Here is a 17,859-nt window from a genome sequence, read left to right on the forward strand (position 1 = left end):
ACCGTCGCGGCCGTCATGAAACCACACTTACGGATTTGTAATTTGAACTGCATCGTCCAGTCCCATAGGGCTTGCGACGATACCGGAGCACCCTGACCTATGAAGCGGCTTGTCCTTGTCCTCCTGATCGCCGGCGTCGCTGGCGGCGGCTATTACGGCTACCGCAGCTTCAAGGCTGGCGCGCAGCCTGCGCAAGCGCGCGCGGTGGCGAACCCGCAGGCTGCCGGCGTGCCCGTCGAGGTCAGCCGGGTGGAGGCCGTAACGGTCAATGAAGAGGTCCAGGCGCTGGGCACGCTGACCGCGAATGAAACAGTGGTCATCGCTCCCGAGATCGCCGGCCGGGTCGTGGCACTGGGATTCAAGGAAGGTGAGCGCGTCACCAAGGGCCAGGAACTGGTCAAGCTCGACCGGGCGATCCTCGACGCCGAAGTGAAACTGGCCGAGGCGGATCTGCGGCTGGCGCGCGATACCTATGAGCGCAACCGGGCGCTGGTCGACCGTGGCTCGGGCACGCAGGTCGCGCTCGAACAGGCGACGGCGCAACTGGCCTCCAGCGAGGCCCGCCTGCAGCTCGCGACCTCGCGCCGCGCTCTGACCGCCATAAGTGCGCCCTTCACCGGGGTTGTCGGCCTGCGTTCGGTCAGCGTCGGAGACTATGTCTCGGTCGGCAAGGAGCTGATCACGCTCACCGCAACCGACCCGATGAAGGTCGATTTCCGGGTTCCCGAGATTTACCTGACACGGGTCAAGGTCGGGCAGACCATCCAGCTCAAGGTCGATGCGCTGCCCGACACCGGCTTCACCGGCACGATCTTCGCGATCGATCCGATCGTCGATGTGAACGGCCGTGCGATCCGGCTGCGCGCCACCATCCCGAACGGCGACGGCGTCCTGAAGCCCGGCCTGTTCGCGCGGATCAACATCATCGTCGACCAGCGCGAGAACGCGCTCGTCGTGCCGGAGACGGCCGTAGTCCCCGATGGCACCGGCAAGATGATCTTCGTGGTCGAGAACGGCAAGGCGAAGCGCATGCCGGTCGAACTCGGCAAGCGCCTTCCGGGCAAGGTCGAGATCGTGAAGGGGCTGACCCCGACCATGCAGATCGTCACGGCCGGCCAGATGCGCCTGCGTGACGGCTCGGCCGTTGCCGTCAAGAATGCTCCGGCTCCGGTGCAGACGAGCGACGCACGATGAGCCTGTTTGCGCTCTTCGTCCGCCGGCCGGTTCTCTCGACCGTCCTCAGCCTGCTCGTCATCCTCATCGGCATCGTCTCCTATGGCCGGCTGACGGTGCGCGAATACCCGAACATCGACGAGCCGATCGTCTCGGTGAACACGACCTATCGCGGCGCCAGCGCCGAGATCATCGAATCCCAGGTCACGCAGATCCTGGAGAACTCGATCGCGGGCATCGAGGGCATCGAGATCATCACCTCGAACAGCCGTCAGGAGCGCAGCAGCATCTCTGTGCGCTTCCGTCCGGACGTGGATCCGGATGTCGCGGCCTCCGACGTGCGCGACCGCGTCAGCCGCGTGCGTGGGCGCATGCCGGACGAGATCGACGAGCCGATCATCGCCAAGGTCGAGGCCGACGCCCAGCCGGTGATGTATCTGTCGCTGACCAGCACGCGGCACAGCCCGCTGGAGCTGACCGACTTCGCCGACCGCTTCATTGCCGACCGGGTGCAGAACATCACCGGCGTCGCCGAAGTGCGCATTCTCGGCCAACGGCAATATGCGATGCGCATCTGGCTCGATCGGGCCCGCATGGCCGCCTACAATATCACCGTACAGGAGATCGAGGCGGCGCTGCGGGCGCAGAATGTCGAGATCCCGTCCGGCCGCATCGAGAGCAACGACCGTGAGTTCACGGTGCTGTCGCAGACCGGCCTGACCACGCCCGAGCAATTCCAGCAGATCGTGATCAAGGATGTCAGCGCATTTCCGGTGAAGCTGAGCGATGTCGCGAAGGTCGAGCTCGGCGCGCGCGAGGAGCGTAACGCCGCCTGGTTCGCCGGCCGCCCTTCGGTGACGATCGGCATCGTCAAGCAGGCGACGGCCAATCCGCTCGATGTCTCCTCCGGTGTTCGTGCGGCGCTGCCGGAGATCACCGATGATCTGCCCGACGGCATGGCGATCGCGACCTCCTACGACACCTCGATCTTCATCGATCGCTCGATCCAGGCGGTGTACACCACGATCGGCGAGGCGGTCGTCCTCGTCGTGCTGATCATCTTCGTCTTCCTGCGCTCGCTGCGCGCGACGCTGATCCCGCTGGTCACGATTCCGGTCTCGCTGATCGGCTCCTTCGCGCTGATGTATGCGCTCGGCTTCACCGTCAACACGCTGACGCTGCTCTCGATGGTGCTCGCCATCGGCCTCGTCGTCGACGATGCCATCGTCGTGCTGGAGAACGTGCACCGCCATGTCGAGAACGGCATGGAACCAAGCAAGGCGGCGATCCGCGGCATCAACGAGATCGCCTTTGCGGTCGTCGCGATGACGCTGACGCTGGTAGCGGTCTATGCACCGATGGCGTTCTCGACCGGGCGTACCGGAAAGCTCTTCATCGAGTTCGCCCTGACACTGGCAGGTGCGGTGCTCGTCTCCGGCTTCGTCGCGCTGACGCTGACGCCGATGATGTGCGCCAAACTCCTGAAGCCGCACGAGTCGCATGGCTGGCTCTACAACGTGCTGGAGCGCGGTTTCGATGCGCTTTCCCGCGGTTATCGCCGTTCGCTGCGTGGGGCGCTTTCGATGCGCCCGGTCATCGTGCTGCTGGCGCTCAGTGTTGCTGGCGGCAGCTATTACTTCTTCACAAACCTGCGCTCGGAGCTGGCTCCGGTGGAAGACCGTGGCACGATCAACGCCATCGGCGTCTCGCCTGAGGGCGCAACGCTGAGCTTCACGGCGAGCTATGCGCGGCAGGTCGAGGAGTATTTCAAGAATCTTCCCGAAGTCGAGAGCTATCTCGTCATCACCGGCTTCCCCGACGTGACGCGCGCCATCGCATTCGCGCGGCTGAAGCCGTGGGAAGAGCGCCACCGCAAACAGCAGGATCTCGTTGCCGAGATCAATCGCGGGCTGTCGCAGATTCCGGGCATCCGCCTCTTCGCGGTCAATCCGCCCTCGCTTGGCGGCGGCGGAGCCAACAGCAAGCCGATCGAGTTCGTGCTGCGCTCCTCGGATTCCTATGCCGAGATCAAGAACTATGTCGATGCGGTCATCGCGGAGGCGTCCTCCTCGCCGGTGCTGACCAACCTCGAATCCAACCTCATCCTGGACAAGCCGCAGATCAAGGTTTCGATCGATCGGCAGCGCGCCAGCGATCTTGGCGTCGGCGTCGACATCATCGGCCGGACGATGGAGACCTTGCTCGGTGGGCGGCAGGTGACGCGCTTCAACATGAACGGCGAGCAGTATGACGTGATGCTGCAGGTCGCCGGGGAGGATCGCAACACGCCTCAGGCGCTGCAGTCGATCTATCTGCGTGGTCGCAACGGCACGGTGGTACAGCTCTCCAGCCTTGTCAGCATCGAGGAGAACGTCGCGCCCAAGGAGCTGATCCGCTTCAACCAGCTGCGCTCCGCGACGATCACGGCGGTGCCGGCGCCGGGCTATTCGCTCGGCGATGGACTGGCCGTCCTGGAGCAGGCGGCCGCCAAGGTGCTGCCGAAATCGGTGCAGATCGACTATTCCGGCCAGAGCCGCGAGTTCAAGCAGGCTGGCTCCTCGATCGCGATCGTGTTCCTCCTGGCGCTCGGCTTCATCTATCTGGTGCTGGCGGCGCAGTTCGAGAGCTTCATCGACCCGGTGGTGATCATGGTCTCGGTGCCGCTCTCGATCACGGGCGCGCTGGCGGCTTTGTATTTCAGCGGTGGCACGCTCAACGTCTACAGCCAGATCGGCCTGATCACGCTCGTCGGCCTCATCACCAAGCACGGCATCCTGATCCTCGAGTTCACCAACCAGTTGCGCGAGGAGGGCAAGGACCTCGTCGATGCGCTGGTCKAGGCCGCGGAACTGCGCCTGCGGCCGATCCTGATGACGACGGGCGCGATGGTGCTTGGTGCGGTGCCGCTGGCGCTCGCCCATGGCGCCGGTGCCGAAAGCCGCTCTCAGATCGGCTGGGTCATCGTCGGCGGCATGACCTTCGGCACCCTGCTGACGCTCTATGTGGTGCCGGTCGCCTATAGCTATCTGGCGCGGGCGCATCGGCCCGTGCATGGCGAGGACGCGGCGCATGGCCAGACACAGGTCCAGCCCGCGGAATGAACTGTGCGGAAAGGCGATCCAGGCCGCATCGCCGGCGCCTGGATCGCTGAGTCCGCGCTGATGCCTTGCGCTACTGCAGCCTGACCGAGACGCTCTCGCTCGCGCCTGCGCCGTCGATCACCGAAATCCGGACAAAGCCCTTGCCGCCGGGCTGCCAGGCGGTTTCACGGCGGCGGGTCGGTGCGGTCACCGGCGCCCCGTCGACCAGCCAGGTATAGGGCGGGGCGCCCCCGGCGACCTTGAGGTTGAGCAGCGCGTGCCCGTCGACGGCCGACGCCGCGAGATCGATGCGCGCGCCTTCCGGCGGGAAGGCCAGCGTGAGGCCAGGGCGGGCCAGTGCGGTCAGCGTCTTGGGCACGTCCTGCCGGAGATGGCGCAGCGGTGGCGGCAGGTTCGATGTCGAGGATATGATGGCGTTCGGCGGCTGCAGGAATGGCCGCGGATCATGGCCGAGACGTGCGAAGGCATCGAACAGGATCGGTGCCGCGACGACGCGCCCGACGAGCCCCGGCACGGCTCCGTTATCGGCGCGGCCGACCCAGACGCCGATCGTGTGCTTGCGGTCGAAGCCGACGGCCCAGGCATCGCGATAGCCATAGGATGTGCCGGTCTTGTAGGCGATACGCCCTGGTGCGGCATTGAGCGGCGGCGGAGCGCCTAGGAGCGTGTCGGCGACATACCAGGCTGCGACGGGATCGACGAGGCGAGGCGCCTCTCCGGCCGGCTGATCGCCGGCCTTGACCTTGAGCGGCAGCATCTCGCCGCCGCGGGCGAGGCCGACATAGAGCCGCGTCAGGTCGGACAGGGTGATGCCGAGACCACCAAGGCCCACCGCGAGCCCTGGCGCACCGCCCTCTTTCGGCATGGCGATCGCGACGCCGGAATCGCGCAGCCGCGACAGGAAACGTTGCGGGCCGAGTGACGAAAGCAATTCCACGGTCGGGACGTTCAGCGAAAGCTGCAAGGCCTTGCGCGCGCTGACCATGCCCTGGAAGCCGAGATCGAAATTCTCCGGCACATAGAGCCCGTAACGCGCCGGCCGATCCTCCAGCATGGTCTCGGGATGGGCGAGGCCGTTATCGAAGGCGAGCGCATAGATGAAGGGCTTGAGGGCCGAACCCGGCGAGCGCAGGGCACGGGTGAGATCGAGCGAGCCGGCGCGCTCGGCTGCAAAATAATCGACGCCGCCGACCGAGGCACGGATCTCACCGGTCTCGTTGTCGACGGCGAGAACGGCAATCGAGACCTGCGGGGCGAGGCCGAGGCTGCGTTCGCGGGCAAGCTGTTCGAGATTGGCCTGCAGCCTTGCATCGATGGTCAGGTGGTGGCGGCGAACGGTCGGTGCCTCGGCCACGACCTGCTCGGCGACATGCGGCGCCAGATTGGGAAAGGCCCTTCGTGCGGTCGGAACCGGCTCATCACGCGCGGCCGCGACTTCGGACTGCGTCACGAGGCCTGCTGCCTCGATGCGGGCGAGCACCCTGTCGCGCGCCTTGCGGGCGGTCTCGGCGAAGCGGTCGGGACGACGTTGCTCCGGTGCTTGTGGCAGCGCGACGAGCAGGGCGGCTTCGGCCGTGGAAAGACGTTTCGGCTCGCGGCCGAAATAGGCGAAGCTTGCTGCTCGCAGGCCTTCGAGATTGCCGCCGAAGGGCGCGAGCGCCAGGTAGAGATCGAGAATCTGATCCTTGCTGAAGCGGCGTTCCAGCTCAATCGCACGCACGGCCTGGCGCAGCTTGGCGGCAAGCGAGCGCTCCTCGCGCGGTTCGAGCAGCCGCGCGACCTGCATGGTCAGCGTCGAGCCGCCGGAGACGATGCGGCCATTGATCAGCATCTGCCCGGCGGCACGTAGCATCGCGACCGGGTCGATCCCGGAATGGCTGTCGAAGCGCCTGTCCTCGAAGGCCTTCAGCATCGCGAGATAGCGCGGGTCGACATCCTCGACGCCGACCGGGAGCTTCCAGCGACCGTCAGCGGTGAGGAAGGGGCGCAGCAGCTTGCCCTCGCGATCGAGCGCCACGGTCGAGCGGTCATGCGCAGCCGAGACATCGAGTGGGGGGAGGGTCGAGGCGTAGAAGGCAACGGAGCCGGCAGCCAAACCCATGAGCGCAAGCCCGAGCGCTGATGCCAGCGCAACGGGTTTCAGCCAGCGACGTCGACCCCTTGCACCCTGCGAAGGGGAGGGAGGAGGGGTGCCGCTTTGCTCGCCCTGCGTGATCACGAGCCTTCGTGCCCTTACCTGGCCGAGGCGATGTCGACCGTGCCGAAGGCGGTGCGGCCGAAGCGGTCGGGACGGTACATGTCCTCAATGGCGGCTGCGGGCGCGACATAGCGGCCGGGCGAGACGGCGCGCGCGATATAGGCGACCGTGAAGGAGAGCGGCTGGTTGGACGAGCCAGGCCGTTCGAAGGCTGCGACATAGCGATCGTCGCGCGCTTCCGTGTGGACCGGCGTGACGTCCTGCTTCAGCCAGCTCAACCCCTGCGTCGATGCCCCCTCCGTGAGATTGGCATTCTCGATCTCGAGCCCGGCCGGCAGTGGATCGACCAGCAGCAGTCGCCCGTAGCGAACCGAGGGCTCGGTCACCCCCAGCACGACGACGTAGCGCTCGTTCTGGCGCAGACGCGCCGGATCAGCCTTCTCGCCCTTCATGGTGTAATAGGTCCGCTCCAGGGCAAAGCCCTGGTTCAGGGCGGGTTCGGCGGCGGTCGGAATGCCGGCAACGGTGATCACGGCCTGCGCGGAGGCGGCGCCGGGATTGGCGATGACGAGCGGCTTTGCTTCCAGCGCCTCATCCGAAAGCGTGCGGTAGAAGGCGCCCTTGCGCTCGGTGCCGTCGACGGTCAGCGCCATGCCCTCGGCCTCCTTGGCCATGGCCTGAGCCGCCAGCACCATCCACATGTTCTCCTGGGTCGAGGTGTAGCGGGCGGAGCCGCGGGCGCTCTCGACGATTGCGGAAGCGCGGGCGATGTCGGCACGCTCGCCATTGGTTTCGGCGATCAGGGTCAGGACCGCCGTGCCGTCGCGCAGGCGCGAGCCRTAGTCGGGCCGTGACAGGCCGTCGTCACGCGCCTCCTGGAGGCCAGCAAGCGCGCTGGTGAAGGCGGCGCGACCGCGACCGCGATCGCCGAGCAGCGAGAGTGCCGCTCCAATCTGCGCGCGTGCCAGCGGCGAGGCGAACTCGGCCAGCTTGTTGTCGGCGAGATAGCGCAGGTCGCCCATCACGGGCCGGCCGTTGCGCGCGAGCACATAGAGCGCATAGGCGATGCCGGCGGCTTCTTCCTTGTTGATCTCGCTGGTGTTGACGACCTGATTGCGCAGCCGGTCGAGCGCGAGATTGAAGGCGATCTGCGGAACGTTGAACTGGCGCTCGCGGGCGCGGGTCAGGAAGTCCGTAACGAAGGCATCGAGCCAGAGGTCTTCGCCGCCGACACCCCAGAGCCCGAAGGAGCCGTTGCCGCCCTGGCGGGCGAGCACGCGCTCGATTGCGCCGTTGACGCGCTCGTCGGCGTTGGCATCGAGCGCGAGCTGCTCGAGACTKGCCAGCCGGTTGACATGCAGCAGCGGCAAGGCGCGGCTGACGGTCTGCTCGGTGCAGCCATAAGGGTAGCGGTCAAGCGCCTTCAGGATCGCCGGCACGTCGAGCGCGGCCAGCGGCGAGACGGAGACAGAGACCTGGCCGGAGCGCGGTACGAGATCGGCCAGGAGGTCCGACGACACGGTGATAGAGCCGCCATTGCCCGGGATCGGCCGGACGATGCGGCGGGCGATCGTGTTGGCCGAGGGCTGCACGCGCACCGCGAGGTTCTGCACGGTACCGACGCCGTTCGGGCCGCTGATCCGGACATCGAACTCGGCGCGGCCGAGACCCGCCGCCGTGACCGGGATCGTCATCTGGCTCTTGGCGCCGGCCGCGAGCGTCAGCGTGCGCCGTGTTGCATCGGCGGCAACGAGGACGGGCCCCTTCACGTCGAGATCGACGAGATAGGGGCCCGCGGGTCCCTCGACATTGTCGATCTGGAGATGGAAGCGCGACTGGTCGCCGATCGCGAGGAAGCGCGGCAGCGTCGCCTGGGCGACGATCTGGTCGCGCACGATGACGTCGGTGCTGGTTTGGCCGGTGCGGCCTTGCGACCAGGCGACAGCCATGACGCGGACCGAACCGTTGAAGGCGGGCAGTTCGAAATCGATCTTCGCAGTGCCGTCCTGGCCGAGCTTGACCACCCCGGAATAGCGCGCGAGCGGCTCCTGCGTAGGCGCCTCGCCCTGCAATGCAGGGGCTGCGTCACCGCCGGAGCGGATGGTGCCGCGCACGCCCTGCATGCCGTCGATCAGATAGCCGTAAAGATCACGGAGTTCATGGCCGATCTGGCGCTGGCCGAAGAAGTACTTGCTGGCGTCCGGGCTTTCGAAGCGGGTGAGATTGAGGATGCCGACATCGACCGCCGCAACCGTGACGAAAGCCTCCTCGCCGGCGCGTGCCCCGCTGACCTTGACCGGCAGGGACAGCGTCGAGAGCGGGCGCACCAGATTGGGCGCTCCGAGGTCGACCTGGAGCGTGCGCTGTTCCTTGCCGATCGAGAACCAGGACAGGCCGATGGCGCGCCCGGGCAGGCGCTGGGCGGCGGTGTCCATCGGGCGGTGGGCCAACGCGACGAGATAGGCGCTCGCACCCCATTCCGCCTTGACCGGGATCGAGGCCGTGCTGCCGCCGGGAGCGATGTCGATCGTCTGGATCTCGTTCAGCTTGTCGCCGACGACGGCGAGCGTTGCCTTGCCCGCGAAGCGCGGCGAGAGCCTGACCTGCATGGTCTCGCCAATCGCATAGGACGGCTTGTCGAGCGCGACCTCCAGCACATCGGGCGTGTCGGCGGTCTTGTCGCTCTCATAGCCGACGGTGAAGGAGACGCTGGTCTCGGTCGCGTCGGAGCCATCGGAGGCGACGTCGAGCCGGTAATTGCCCCATTGAACCGGGGCAGCGATGCGGGCCGCGGCCGTCTCGCTGACGGCGACCTCGCCATCGGCGACGCGGCGCGTCGTCTTCACTCCCTCATAGTTCCAGCGACCATCCTGGAAGAACCACTGATAGTTGCGATTGACCTTGGACAGCGTCCATTTCACGCCCGGCTTGGCAAGGCGGCGGCCGTCGCCATTGGCCATGATGACGTCGAAACTCGCCGTTTGGCCATTGCCGAGCTCGCCATCTTTGAACAGGGGCTTCACGCCGATGGCGGCGCCCTTCGGCACGATCGGCAAGGTGACGGAGCGGGCGATGGCGCGGCCGCCCGGCTCACCGACGCGCAAGGTGATCTCGACCTCGAGCGGGCGGTTGGTCTCGGGCTGCTGCACGCCGGCCGAGATCGTGGCCTTGCCTGCGGCGTCGGTGGTGGCGCTCTCCTCGAGGTCGCTCTGGATCGACTCGAAGGCCTCGTCGGTGAGGCCGACCTGAAACTCGGCGAAGCCCGGGATGGCGGATTTCGCGGCGGCGCGGATCGTGGTCGAGCCGTTGACGTCGAGCTCGGAGCCCGGCGCGCCGTAGAGATAGTGTGCATTGACATCGATCTCGGCCGGTTCGCCGGCCTGGAGCACGGGTGATTTCGGCGCGAGCGTCAGCTCGAGGCGCTCGGGCACGTAATCCTCGACGAGGAAGGAAACCTCGCCGATGGCTGCGCCCTTCGGGTCGGCATAGGCCTGGACGCGCCAGGTGCCTGTCTGCGCGCCGGAGATCAGCGGGATGGAATGAGCCCGCCCGCCGGCACCCTGATCCTCGACCTGACGGCGGCGGTACTCGACACCGTCCGGTCGCTTCACCACCAGAGTCAGCGGCAGGCCGGTGACGGCAGCGCCGGCGGAATCCCGCAGCAGGCTGGTGAGATAGACGGTCTCGCCGGAGCGATAAACGCCGCGCTCGGTATAGAGATAGGCGTCGAGGCCGGCCGGGGCGACGCGGCCCTTCACGCCACGATCGGAGAGATCGAAGGCAGTCTGCTTCAGGTCAAGGAAGCCATAATCCTCGTCGAGCAGGGCGGTGACGAGGCCCGGCGCATTGCCGCCCTGGCCCTTGGCAAGGCCGGCATCGAAGCGGGCATAGCCCTTCGCATCCGTGCGGGCGGTGGCGAGCACCTCGTTGTTGCGGGCGATGAGGCGCAGCACCGCATTCGGGATCGGCGCTGCGTTGGCGAGCGAGCGCGCCAGCACATGCACGCCATCGGGACCGGAGAAGGAGGTCAGGCCGAGATCGGAGACGACAAACCATTGTGTCGCGCGGGTCGAGCCGTCGTCATAGTCGCCGTCGCCCGAGGGCTGCGCGGCCTGTCCGCCCGTCGGCTTGGCAAACATCACGTAGACCCCGGGCTTGAGCTGCCCGACCRCTTCCAGCACCGGGAAGGCGGTGATCACATCCTTGTTGAGCTCGGACTTGACGTCCATCGCGCCGGCCCAGACGCGCTGGCCCTTGTCGGACGCGATCTGGCCCGCGTTGTAGCTGCCGAGCTGGCTGAGGAAATCGTCGGAATGGACGGAGTTGATCAGGTTGCGGTCGCCGATGCGCATGACTTCGAGGTCGAGCTTGTCGGCATTCACGGAGACGACCGGGATGCCCTGCTGACCGGTGCGCGGCAGCACATAGTTCTTGCCGGTGAAGCGCACTGACGGTGTGCGATCGCGGACATAGACCTCATAATCGGCGGATTTCAGCAGCTTCTCGTCGGGGAGTGCGGAAGGCACACCCTGGCGAATGACGAACGCGTAGCGTTCGCCGTGGCGCAGGCCGTCGACGCAGATCTGGCGCTCCTCGGCGCTGACGGCGAAATCGCCCTTGCCGCCGGAAATCGCGACATAGGGCGCGAAATCGATGCGCCCGCGGGCGAGCGGCTCGGAGAATTCGAAGCAGGCGCGCGGGCTCGCCGCATCGGCATCGACCTTGTTGGAGAGCAAGCGGAAGCCGCGCTTCTCGCGCAGGCCTTCATAGGCGGTGCGCAGTTGCGCATTGTCCTGGAGATCGAGGCTGAGACGATAGGCGGTCAGGGCCGGGCGCCAGAGTTCGTTGCGCTCGAAGGTGCGGGCGAGCACCGCGAGCGAGGCTGCTTCGTCCGGGCGGGAGGTTGCGCGCTGATAGGCGAGGTAGGCTGCACTGATCGCGCGTTCGCGCAGTTCCCAGCGCTCACGATAGTCACGCGGCTCGATAGCATTGGCGGCGCGTGCCATCAGGCGCCAGCCGGCGGAATTCTGGGGATCGGCGACGACGGCGGCATTGGCCTGGGGCAGGGCGGCACGGGCATCGCCTCGGGAGAGCGCAGCTTCGCCGTCACGCAGCGCGACCGCCGCGGGGCGTGTGCTGGCCGAGACGTCGCGCTTCAGGCGTTCCTCGAGCCTTTGCCCATCAGCCTGGAGATCGTTGCGGATATAGGCCTTCTGGGCGAGTGCCGGGGTGGCGGCGAGGGCAAGACCGAGAATCAGCGCGAGCCGGGAGAGCAAGGTCATGATCAGTCCCTTCGGCCGGTCCGGCCTGTCGTCATCGATAGTGCTGCGCAGTCGCAAGGGCGGCACGGTATCACCAAAGGCTAGCATCCGTGCTCGCCGGTGCAACGTGAAAGCTGATGACGGAGTGTCTGCAGCATAGGCGGAGCCAGCCGCGCATCCGCTGCCTGAGGCTCTGAACCGGCACGCATGGCGGGCCTCCTTGAAAGCACGCGTCCTGCGCCTCAATTGGTGCGGATGCGTTCCGCCGGGCTCATCTCGGCACAATCTCCCTCGACCGTAGCCAGCCTGAACGGACATGTGCATGACACAGCCTCTCGAACTGGGCCTGGACACGTTTGGCGATGTCACCTCCGGGGCGGACGGCCAGCCGTTGCCGCACGCAGAGGTCATCCGCAACCTGATCGACGAGGCCGTGCTGGCCGATCAGGTCGGGGTCGATTTCTTCGGTGTCGGCGAGCATCATCGCGCGGATTTCGCCATTTCCTCGCCGGAGGTCGTGCTTGCGGCGATAGCCGGGCGCACAGAGCGGATCCGCCTCGGCTCAGCCGTTACGGTGCTGAGCTCCGACGATCCGATCCGGGTGTTCCAGCGTTTCTCGACGCTCAACGCGGCGTCGGGCGGACGGGCAGAGGTCATTCTCGGCCGTGGCTCCTTCACCGAGTCCTTCCCGCTCTTCGGTTATGAGCTGCGCGATTACGAAACCCTGTTCGAGGAGAAGCTCGAAATCTTCGCGGCACTGATCAGCCAGGATGCGGTGACGTGGTCGGGCACGACGCGGCCGCCGCTCAAGAACCAGCGCGTCTTTCCCTCGTTGGAAACCGGGGTGCTGAAGACCTGGATCGGGGTTGGCGGGAGTCCCGAATCCGTCGTTCGTGCCGCCCGCTACGGCCTGCCGCTGATGCTCGCGATCATTGGCGGCGATCCGGCGCGCTTCCGGCCCTATGTCGATCTCTATCACCGCGCCTTTGCGCAACTGGGGAAACCGGTGCCGCCGGTCGGGGTGCATTCGCCGGGCTATGTGGCGGAAACGGACGAGCGGGCGCGCGAGGAGTTCTTCACGGACTACAAGCGGATGCGCGACCGGATCGGCGGTGAGCGCGGCTGGCCGCCTATGAATCGCGCCGAGTTCGATCAGGAGATCGATTTCGGCTCGCTTTATGTCGGGTCGCCGGAGACGGTCGCGCGCAAGATCGCCGCGACGGTCAAGGCGCTCGATGCGGCGCGCTTCCAGATGAAATACAGCGCCGGGCCTCTTAGCCATGACAGGCTCATGGGCTGCATCGAGCTCTATGGACGCAGGGTCGTGCCTCTGGTCCACGAAATGCTTGCCTGACGAGACCAGTTGCGGATGCGCCGGCAATGACGCTTCAATGCTGCCGATTGCAGGGGAGCGCGTGATGGCGACGGGGTTGAGGTCTTCGCTTGGGACAAGGGGGCTGCTCGTCGCTGCCGGGCTGCTGTTCTTGCCGGCGCTCGCGCAAGCCCAGCCGCAACCTGCGGCGAATCCGCAACTTGCCGCGGCGCAGGCTGCCTTCGACGCCTTGCCCGAGCTCGAACGCAAGGCGATCCAGAACGACCTGATCTGGGCGGGACATTTCAACGGCGCGGTCAGCGGCTCCTACGGGCCGCTGACCTTTCGTGGCATCAACGCGCTGAAGGCCGGCTCGCGCGGCATGCCGGACGGCATCCTGACGCCCGTCGAGCGCCGGGCATTGGCGCAGGCGGCGGGGGCGGCGCGCGAGGCGGCGGGCTTCCGCGTCATCACCGACGAACGCACCGGTATCCGCATCGGCATTCCGACCAAGCTGCTGCCGCGCCGCGAGGCGACCGCGACCGGCGGCGGCCGCTGGCAGAGMGAGGATGGCAGGGTGACGCTCGACACGAGCACGGCACCGGCAGGGGATACTGTCGAGGCGCTGTTCGAGAAGGCCACGAGCGCGGCCGTTCCAGGGCGGAAAATCACATACAAGCTGCTCCGGCCGGATTTCTTCGTAGTCACTGGCGAGACGCCGTCGGGGCGGTTCTACCGGCGCCTGTCGTCGGGGCCGGGCGGCCTGCGCGGCTTCTCGATCGGCTACGACAAGGCTCTCGCGCCGAGCATCGACAAGCTCGTCATCGCTATTGCCAGCAGCTTCGAACCCTTTCCGACCGGGCCTGCGCCTGCGACGGCGGGTCCTGCGGTCGCGAGCGTGCCGACACCAGGCGCGGCGCCTCCGGTCGTGGTCGCGGCGAGGCCGACGGAGCGCTTCGGTGTCGGCCTCGCTGTCTCGGACAAGCTCGTCCTGACGGCGACGGCGGCGATCGACCCCTGCAAATCGCTCAAGGTTTCCGGTCGGCCGGCGCGGCTGCGCATCAAGGACGATGCGAGCGGCCTTGCCTTGCTGGATGTCGACGGCACTGCGGCCGGAGCTCCCCCAGGCCTTCGGAGTGGGGCGCTGGTGGCGCAGGAGAGCGTCGTGCTGATGGCTTTCGGCGATTCCGGCGGGCAGCGCACGGCGATGGCCCTGCCGGGACAATCCGTGCGCCTCGGCGCCGGCGAGGCGGTGTTCGCGCCGCTGCAACCCGGCCAGGCGGGCAGCCCGGTCTTCGATCGCCAGGGTCGTCTTGCCGGGTTGGTGACGTCCAACCCCTCGGACAGGGTGCTGATTGCAGGGGTCGCGCCGCAGCGCGCCTACGCGATTGCCGCCGGGGCTGCCATGCAGGCGCTGCTGGGCAAGGCAGGCGTAACGCTTCAAGCCGCGACGTCGGGGCCGGAGATCAGCACCGGGGCGGTGGTCGAGAAGGTCGGAAAGGCTGCATTGCCCGTCGCATGCGGACTGTGAACCCGTCTTCAAAGAGCAGTTGTTTCCGTTACGACAATCGGCTCAGATAGCGTCGGACTGACAAGGGAGCCCCGCATCCGCGGAGAAGCATCCCGGACCTAAATCGATTAAGCGGAGGGAACACGGGAATGACGGACGGCATCAACAGACGTAAGCTTTTGAAGGGTGCGGCAGCGGCAGGCGCGGCAAGTCTGATCGTCAAGCCGGCAATCGCGCAGGCACAATGGCCGAGCCGCCCCCTGACGATGATCTGCCCCTGGGGCGCAGGTGGCGGCACGGACGCGACGGCGCGCATCGTCGCTTCGCTCCTGGAGAAGGATCTCGGCCAGCCCTGCAACGTCGTCAACCGCACCGGCGGCTCGGGCGTCGTCGGCCATTCGGCGATCGCGACGGCGGCTCCCGACGGCTACAATATCGGCATGCTGACGGTCGAGATCTCGATGATGCATCATCAGGGTCTCACCGATCTCACGCCGGCAAGCTATACCGCGCTGGCGCTGATGAACGAGGATCCGCCAGGCGTGCAGGTCAGCGCCTCGAGCCCGCACAAGGACATCAAGGCTCTTGCCGAAGCCATCAAGGCTGCGCCTCCCGGCAAGCTCAAGGCCTCGGGAACAGGYCAGGGCGGTATCTGGCACCTCGCGCTGGTCGGCTGGCTGGTGGCGATGGGGCTGAAGCCCGATCATGTCGCCTGGGTGCCGTCGAATGGCGCAGCACCCGGCATGCAGGACCTCGCAGCCGGCGGCATCGACATCGTCACCTGCTCGGTGCCCGAAGCCCGGGCCATGATCGATGCCGGCAAGGCGAAGTCGCTCGCCATCATGGCGACCGAGCGCAATCCGCAGTTCAAAGACGTTCCGACGCTGAACGAGACACTCGGCGTCAACTACTCGGTCGGCGCCTGGCGTGGCATCGGCGCGCCCAAGGGGCTGCCGGCCGATATCCAGGGCAAGCTCGCCGCCGCGCTGAAAAAGGCCTTCGACTCCAAGGAATACAAGGACTTCATGAACGCCCGGGGCTTCGGCATGAAGTTCGCCGACCCGGCAGGCTTTGCTTCATTCATGGCCGAAGGTGACAAGGCCATGGCGTCCGCGATGAAGGCGGCGGGCCTGGCCAAGGCCTGAGGCGGCAAACGGTTGGCGGAAGGGTGAGGCAGCTTCATCCTTCCGCCGCTTCTCGATCTTTCAGACTGTGCCTGAAATGAGTGCGGGAGATGCGGTCGCTCGCGCTCATGGCGCCGCCCCGGCACGGATCAGCGGACGTTTCGCGATGCTTCTATCCGACAAGATAACCGGGGGCGTGATGGTGGCGCTCGGCGCCACTGCCTTCCTCTATGGATCCACACTTCCGCCGGTCCCTGGCCAGCAGGTCGGCCCCTCCGCCTTTCCAATGGCCGTCGGGGCTGCCCTCGTCCTCTGCGGCACGCTGATCGCCTTCGGTATCGGGCGGCATTTCGAAGAAGTGGCCGAGGCGGATGTCGCGAGCCATAGTGCGCCGGAACTGCTCGAGCCCTTGCCGGCCTGGCGGAACTGGCTTGCATTGCTGCCGCCGGCTCTGCTCGCCTTCTATGCGCTTGCGTCCGAGGCAATGGGCTTTCTGCCGACGGCAGGGATCATGGTTGTGATCGCGAGCTTCGCCTTCGGGGCGCGGCCGAAGCTCGCGGTGCCGTTGGCGCTGATCGCGCCTTTCGTCATCAACCTGATTTTCCTGAAGCTGCTGCGCGTGCCCTTGCCCGGCGGCCTTCTGCCTTTCCCGTGGTGAGCCGATGAATACCGTCATCCAGGCCTTCGGACTGGTCTTCCAGACCGATGTGATGATCGCGATCGTCGCCTCGGCCTTCTATGGCCTGACGGTCGGCGCGTTGCCGGGGCTCTCGGCCACGATGGCGACGGCACTCCTGGTGCCGATCACCTTCTATCTGTCACCGATCGCGGCCATCGCCACCATCATCACCGCATCGGCGATGGCGATCTTCTCGGGCGATATTCCGGGCTGCCTGCTGCGCATTCCCGGGACGCCGGCTTCCGCGGCCTACACGGACGAAGCCTATGCAATGACCCGCAAGGGCCAAGCCGAGACGGCACTCGGCATCTGCCTGTGGTTCTCGGCGCTCGGCGGCATCGCCGGCACGCTGTCGCTGATGCTGATCGCACCGTTGCTGGCCGAGTTTGCGCTGTCCTTCTCGACCTACGAGAATTTCTGGCTCGCCATGCTGGGGCTGATGTGCTCGACGCTGGTCGCCCGCTCCTCGCCGATCAAGGCTATCGCCGCGATGCTGCTTGGCCTGCTCATCACCTGCATCGGTATCGACAATCCCGGCGGCGTCCCGCGCTTCACCTTCGGCTCGACCGATCTTCTTGGCGGCATCGAGCCGATACCGGCGCTGGTCGGCGTCTTTGCGCTTGCCGAGGTGATGCGCGCCCTGACCGAGCGCGAGCCGCCGAAGCTGGAGCACCGCCGGCTCGGCAGCATCCTCAAGGGGCAGATCGAGCTGACCAAGAAATATCCGAAGCAGCAGACGCGCGGGAACATCGTCGGCATCATCATCGGCGTCCTGCCCGGTGCCGGTGCCGACATGGCTGCCTGGGTTAGCTATGCGATGTCCAAGCGCTTCTCAAAGACCCCGGAGAAATTCGGGACCGGCCATCCCGAAGGTTTGATCGAGGCTGGCGCAAGCAATAACGCCTCGCTCGCGTCGGGTTGGGTTCCGGCGCTGCTCTTCGGCATTCCCGGCGACACGATCACGGCGATCGCCATCGGCGTGCTTTACATGAAGGGGCTCAATCCGGGCCCGACGCTGTTCACCGAGCAGGCGTCGAGCATGTATGCGCTCTACATCATCTTCCTGCTCGGCAACATCATCATGATCCCGTTCGGCATCATCATGATCAGGCTGGCGAGCCGTGTCGTCGGGGCTCCGCGCTCGGCGGTCATGCCGGTGATCATGATCTTTTGTGCGGTCGGGGCCTTCTCAACGGCGGGCAACAACCTGTTTGCGGTCTGGTGCGTCGCGATCTTCGGCCTGCTCGGCTTTGTGATGGAGAAGAACGGCTATCCCGTTGCTGCCATGGTGCTCGGCATCGTCATGGGCACGATGGTGGAGCAGAGCTTCGTCACCTCGTTGATCAAGTCGGACGGTTCCATCCTGCCCTTCTTCAGCCGCCCGGTCTCGATGGTGCTGTCTTCGATGACGATCGCGGCACTGCTCTGGCCGGTCTTCATGTGGTCCCTGGAGAAACTGCGGTCGAGACGGGCGGTCGCCGCGTAGTTGCGGCGGGCGCGCG

General features: G+C 66.6%; 9 protein-coding genes. 7 read left to right on the top strand and 2 right to left on the bottom strand.

What is annotated here, in order from left to right; translation table 11 throughout:
* Positions 1 to 99: 99 nt before the first annotated feature.
* Together AC1DRP_RS02360 and AC1DRP_RS02365 are read left to right on the top strand one after the other, a co-directional pair.
* Positions 100 to 1,194 carry an efflux RND transporter periplasmic adaptor subunit gene (locus AC1DRP_RS02360; RefSeq protein WP_441488001.1) on the top strand — a complete coding sequence of 365 codons (1,095 nt, stop codon included), beginning with the start codon at positions 100 to 102 and terminating at the stop codon, positions 1,192 to 1,194.
* Positions 1,191 to 4,274, top strand: a complete 3,084-nt coding sequence (locus AC1DRP_RS02365) for an efflux RND transporter permease subunit (RefSeq protein WP_476767706.1) — start codon at positions 1,191 to 1,193, stop codon at positions 4,272 to 4,274. The genes AC1DRP_RS02360 and AC1DRP_RS02365 overlap by 4 nt, the downstream gene beginning before the upstream one ends.
* A 70-nt stretch (positions 4,275 to 4,344) precedes the next feature.
* Here the strand turns inward: AC1DRP_RS02365 and pbpC are convergent, their stop codons facing one another.
* Together pbpC and AC1DRP_RS02375 are read right to left on the bottom strand one after the other, a co-directional pair.
* Positions 4,345 to 6,375 (bottom strand): penicillin-binding protein 1C, encoded by a 2,031-nt coding sequence (pbpC, locus tag AC1DRP_RS02370; protein WP_441504407.1) that lies wholly within the window; start codon positions 6,373 to 6,375, stop codon positions 4,345 to 4,347.
* Positions 6,376 to 6,506: 131 nt separating this feature from the next.
* Positions 6,507 to 11,753, bottom strand: a complete 5,247-nt coding sequence (locus AC1DRP_RS02375; protein WP_476767741.1) for an alpha-2-macroglobulin family protein — start codon at positions 11,751 to 11,753, stop codon at positions 6,507 to 6,509.
* A gap of 301 nt (positions 11,754 to 12,054) precedes the next feature.
* Here AC1DRP_RS02375 and AC1DRP_RS02380 point away from each other — a divergent pair, with 301 nt between their 5' ends.
* The 5 genes from AC1DRP_RS02380 (at position 12,055) to AC1DRP_RS02400 (ending at position 17,843) form a co-directional block, all read left to right on the top strand.
* The gene (locus AC1DRP_RS02380) at positions 12,055 to 13,086 is read left to right on the top strand and encodes an LLM class flavin-dependent oxidoreductase (RefSeq protein ID WP_441504408.1); all 1,032 of its coding nucleotides are present in this window, start codon (positions 12,055 to 12,057) and stop codon (positions 13,084 to 13,086) included.
* Positions 13,087 to 13,123: 37 nt separating this feature from the next.
* Positions 13,124 to 14,575, top strand: coding sequence for a trypsin-like peptidase domain-containing protein (locus tag AC1DRP_RS02385; protein WP_476767707.1), 1,452 nt, complete (start codon positions 13,124 to 13,126; stop codon positions 14,573 to 14,575).
* A 128-nt stretch (positions 14,576 to 14,703) separates the two neighbouring features.
* On the top strand, positions 14,704 to 15,699 hold the full coding sequence (locus AC1DRP_RS02390; RefSeq protein WP_441504410.1) for a tripartite tricarboxylate transporter substrate binding protein: 996 nt from the start codon (positions 14,704 to 14,706) through the stop codon (positions 15,697 to 15,699).
* Between the two features lie 145 nt (positions 15,700 to 15,844).
* Positions 15,845 to 16,336, top strand: a complete 492-nt coding sequence (locus AC1DRP_RS02395; protein WP_441504411.1) for a tripartite tricarboxylate transporter TctB family protein — start codon at positions 15,845 to 15,847, stop codon at positions 16,334 to 16,336.
* 4 nt (positions 16,337 to 16,340) lie between these two features.
* Positions 16,341 to 17,843, top strand: a complete 1,503-nt coding sequence (locus AC1DRP_RS02400; protein WP_441488008.1) for a tripartite tricarboxylate transporter permease — start codon at positions 16,341 to 16,343, stop codon at positions 17,841 to 17,843.
* The last annotated feature ends 16 nt before the right edge of the window (positions 17,844 to 17,859 follow it).

The sequence above is a fragment of the Allobosea sp. 01N443 genome, assembly GCF_056399325.1.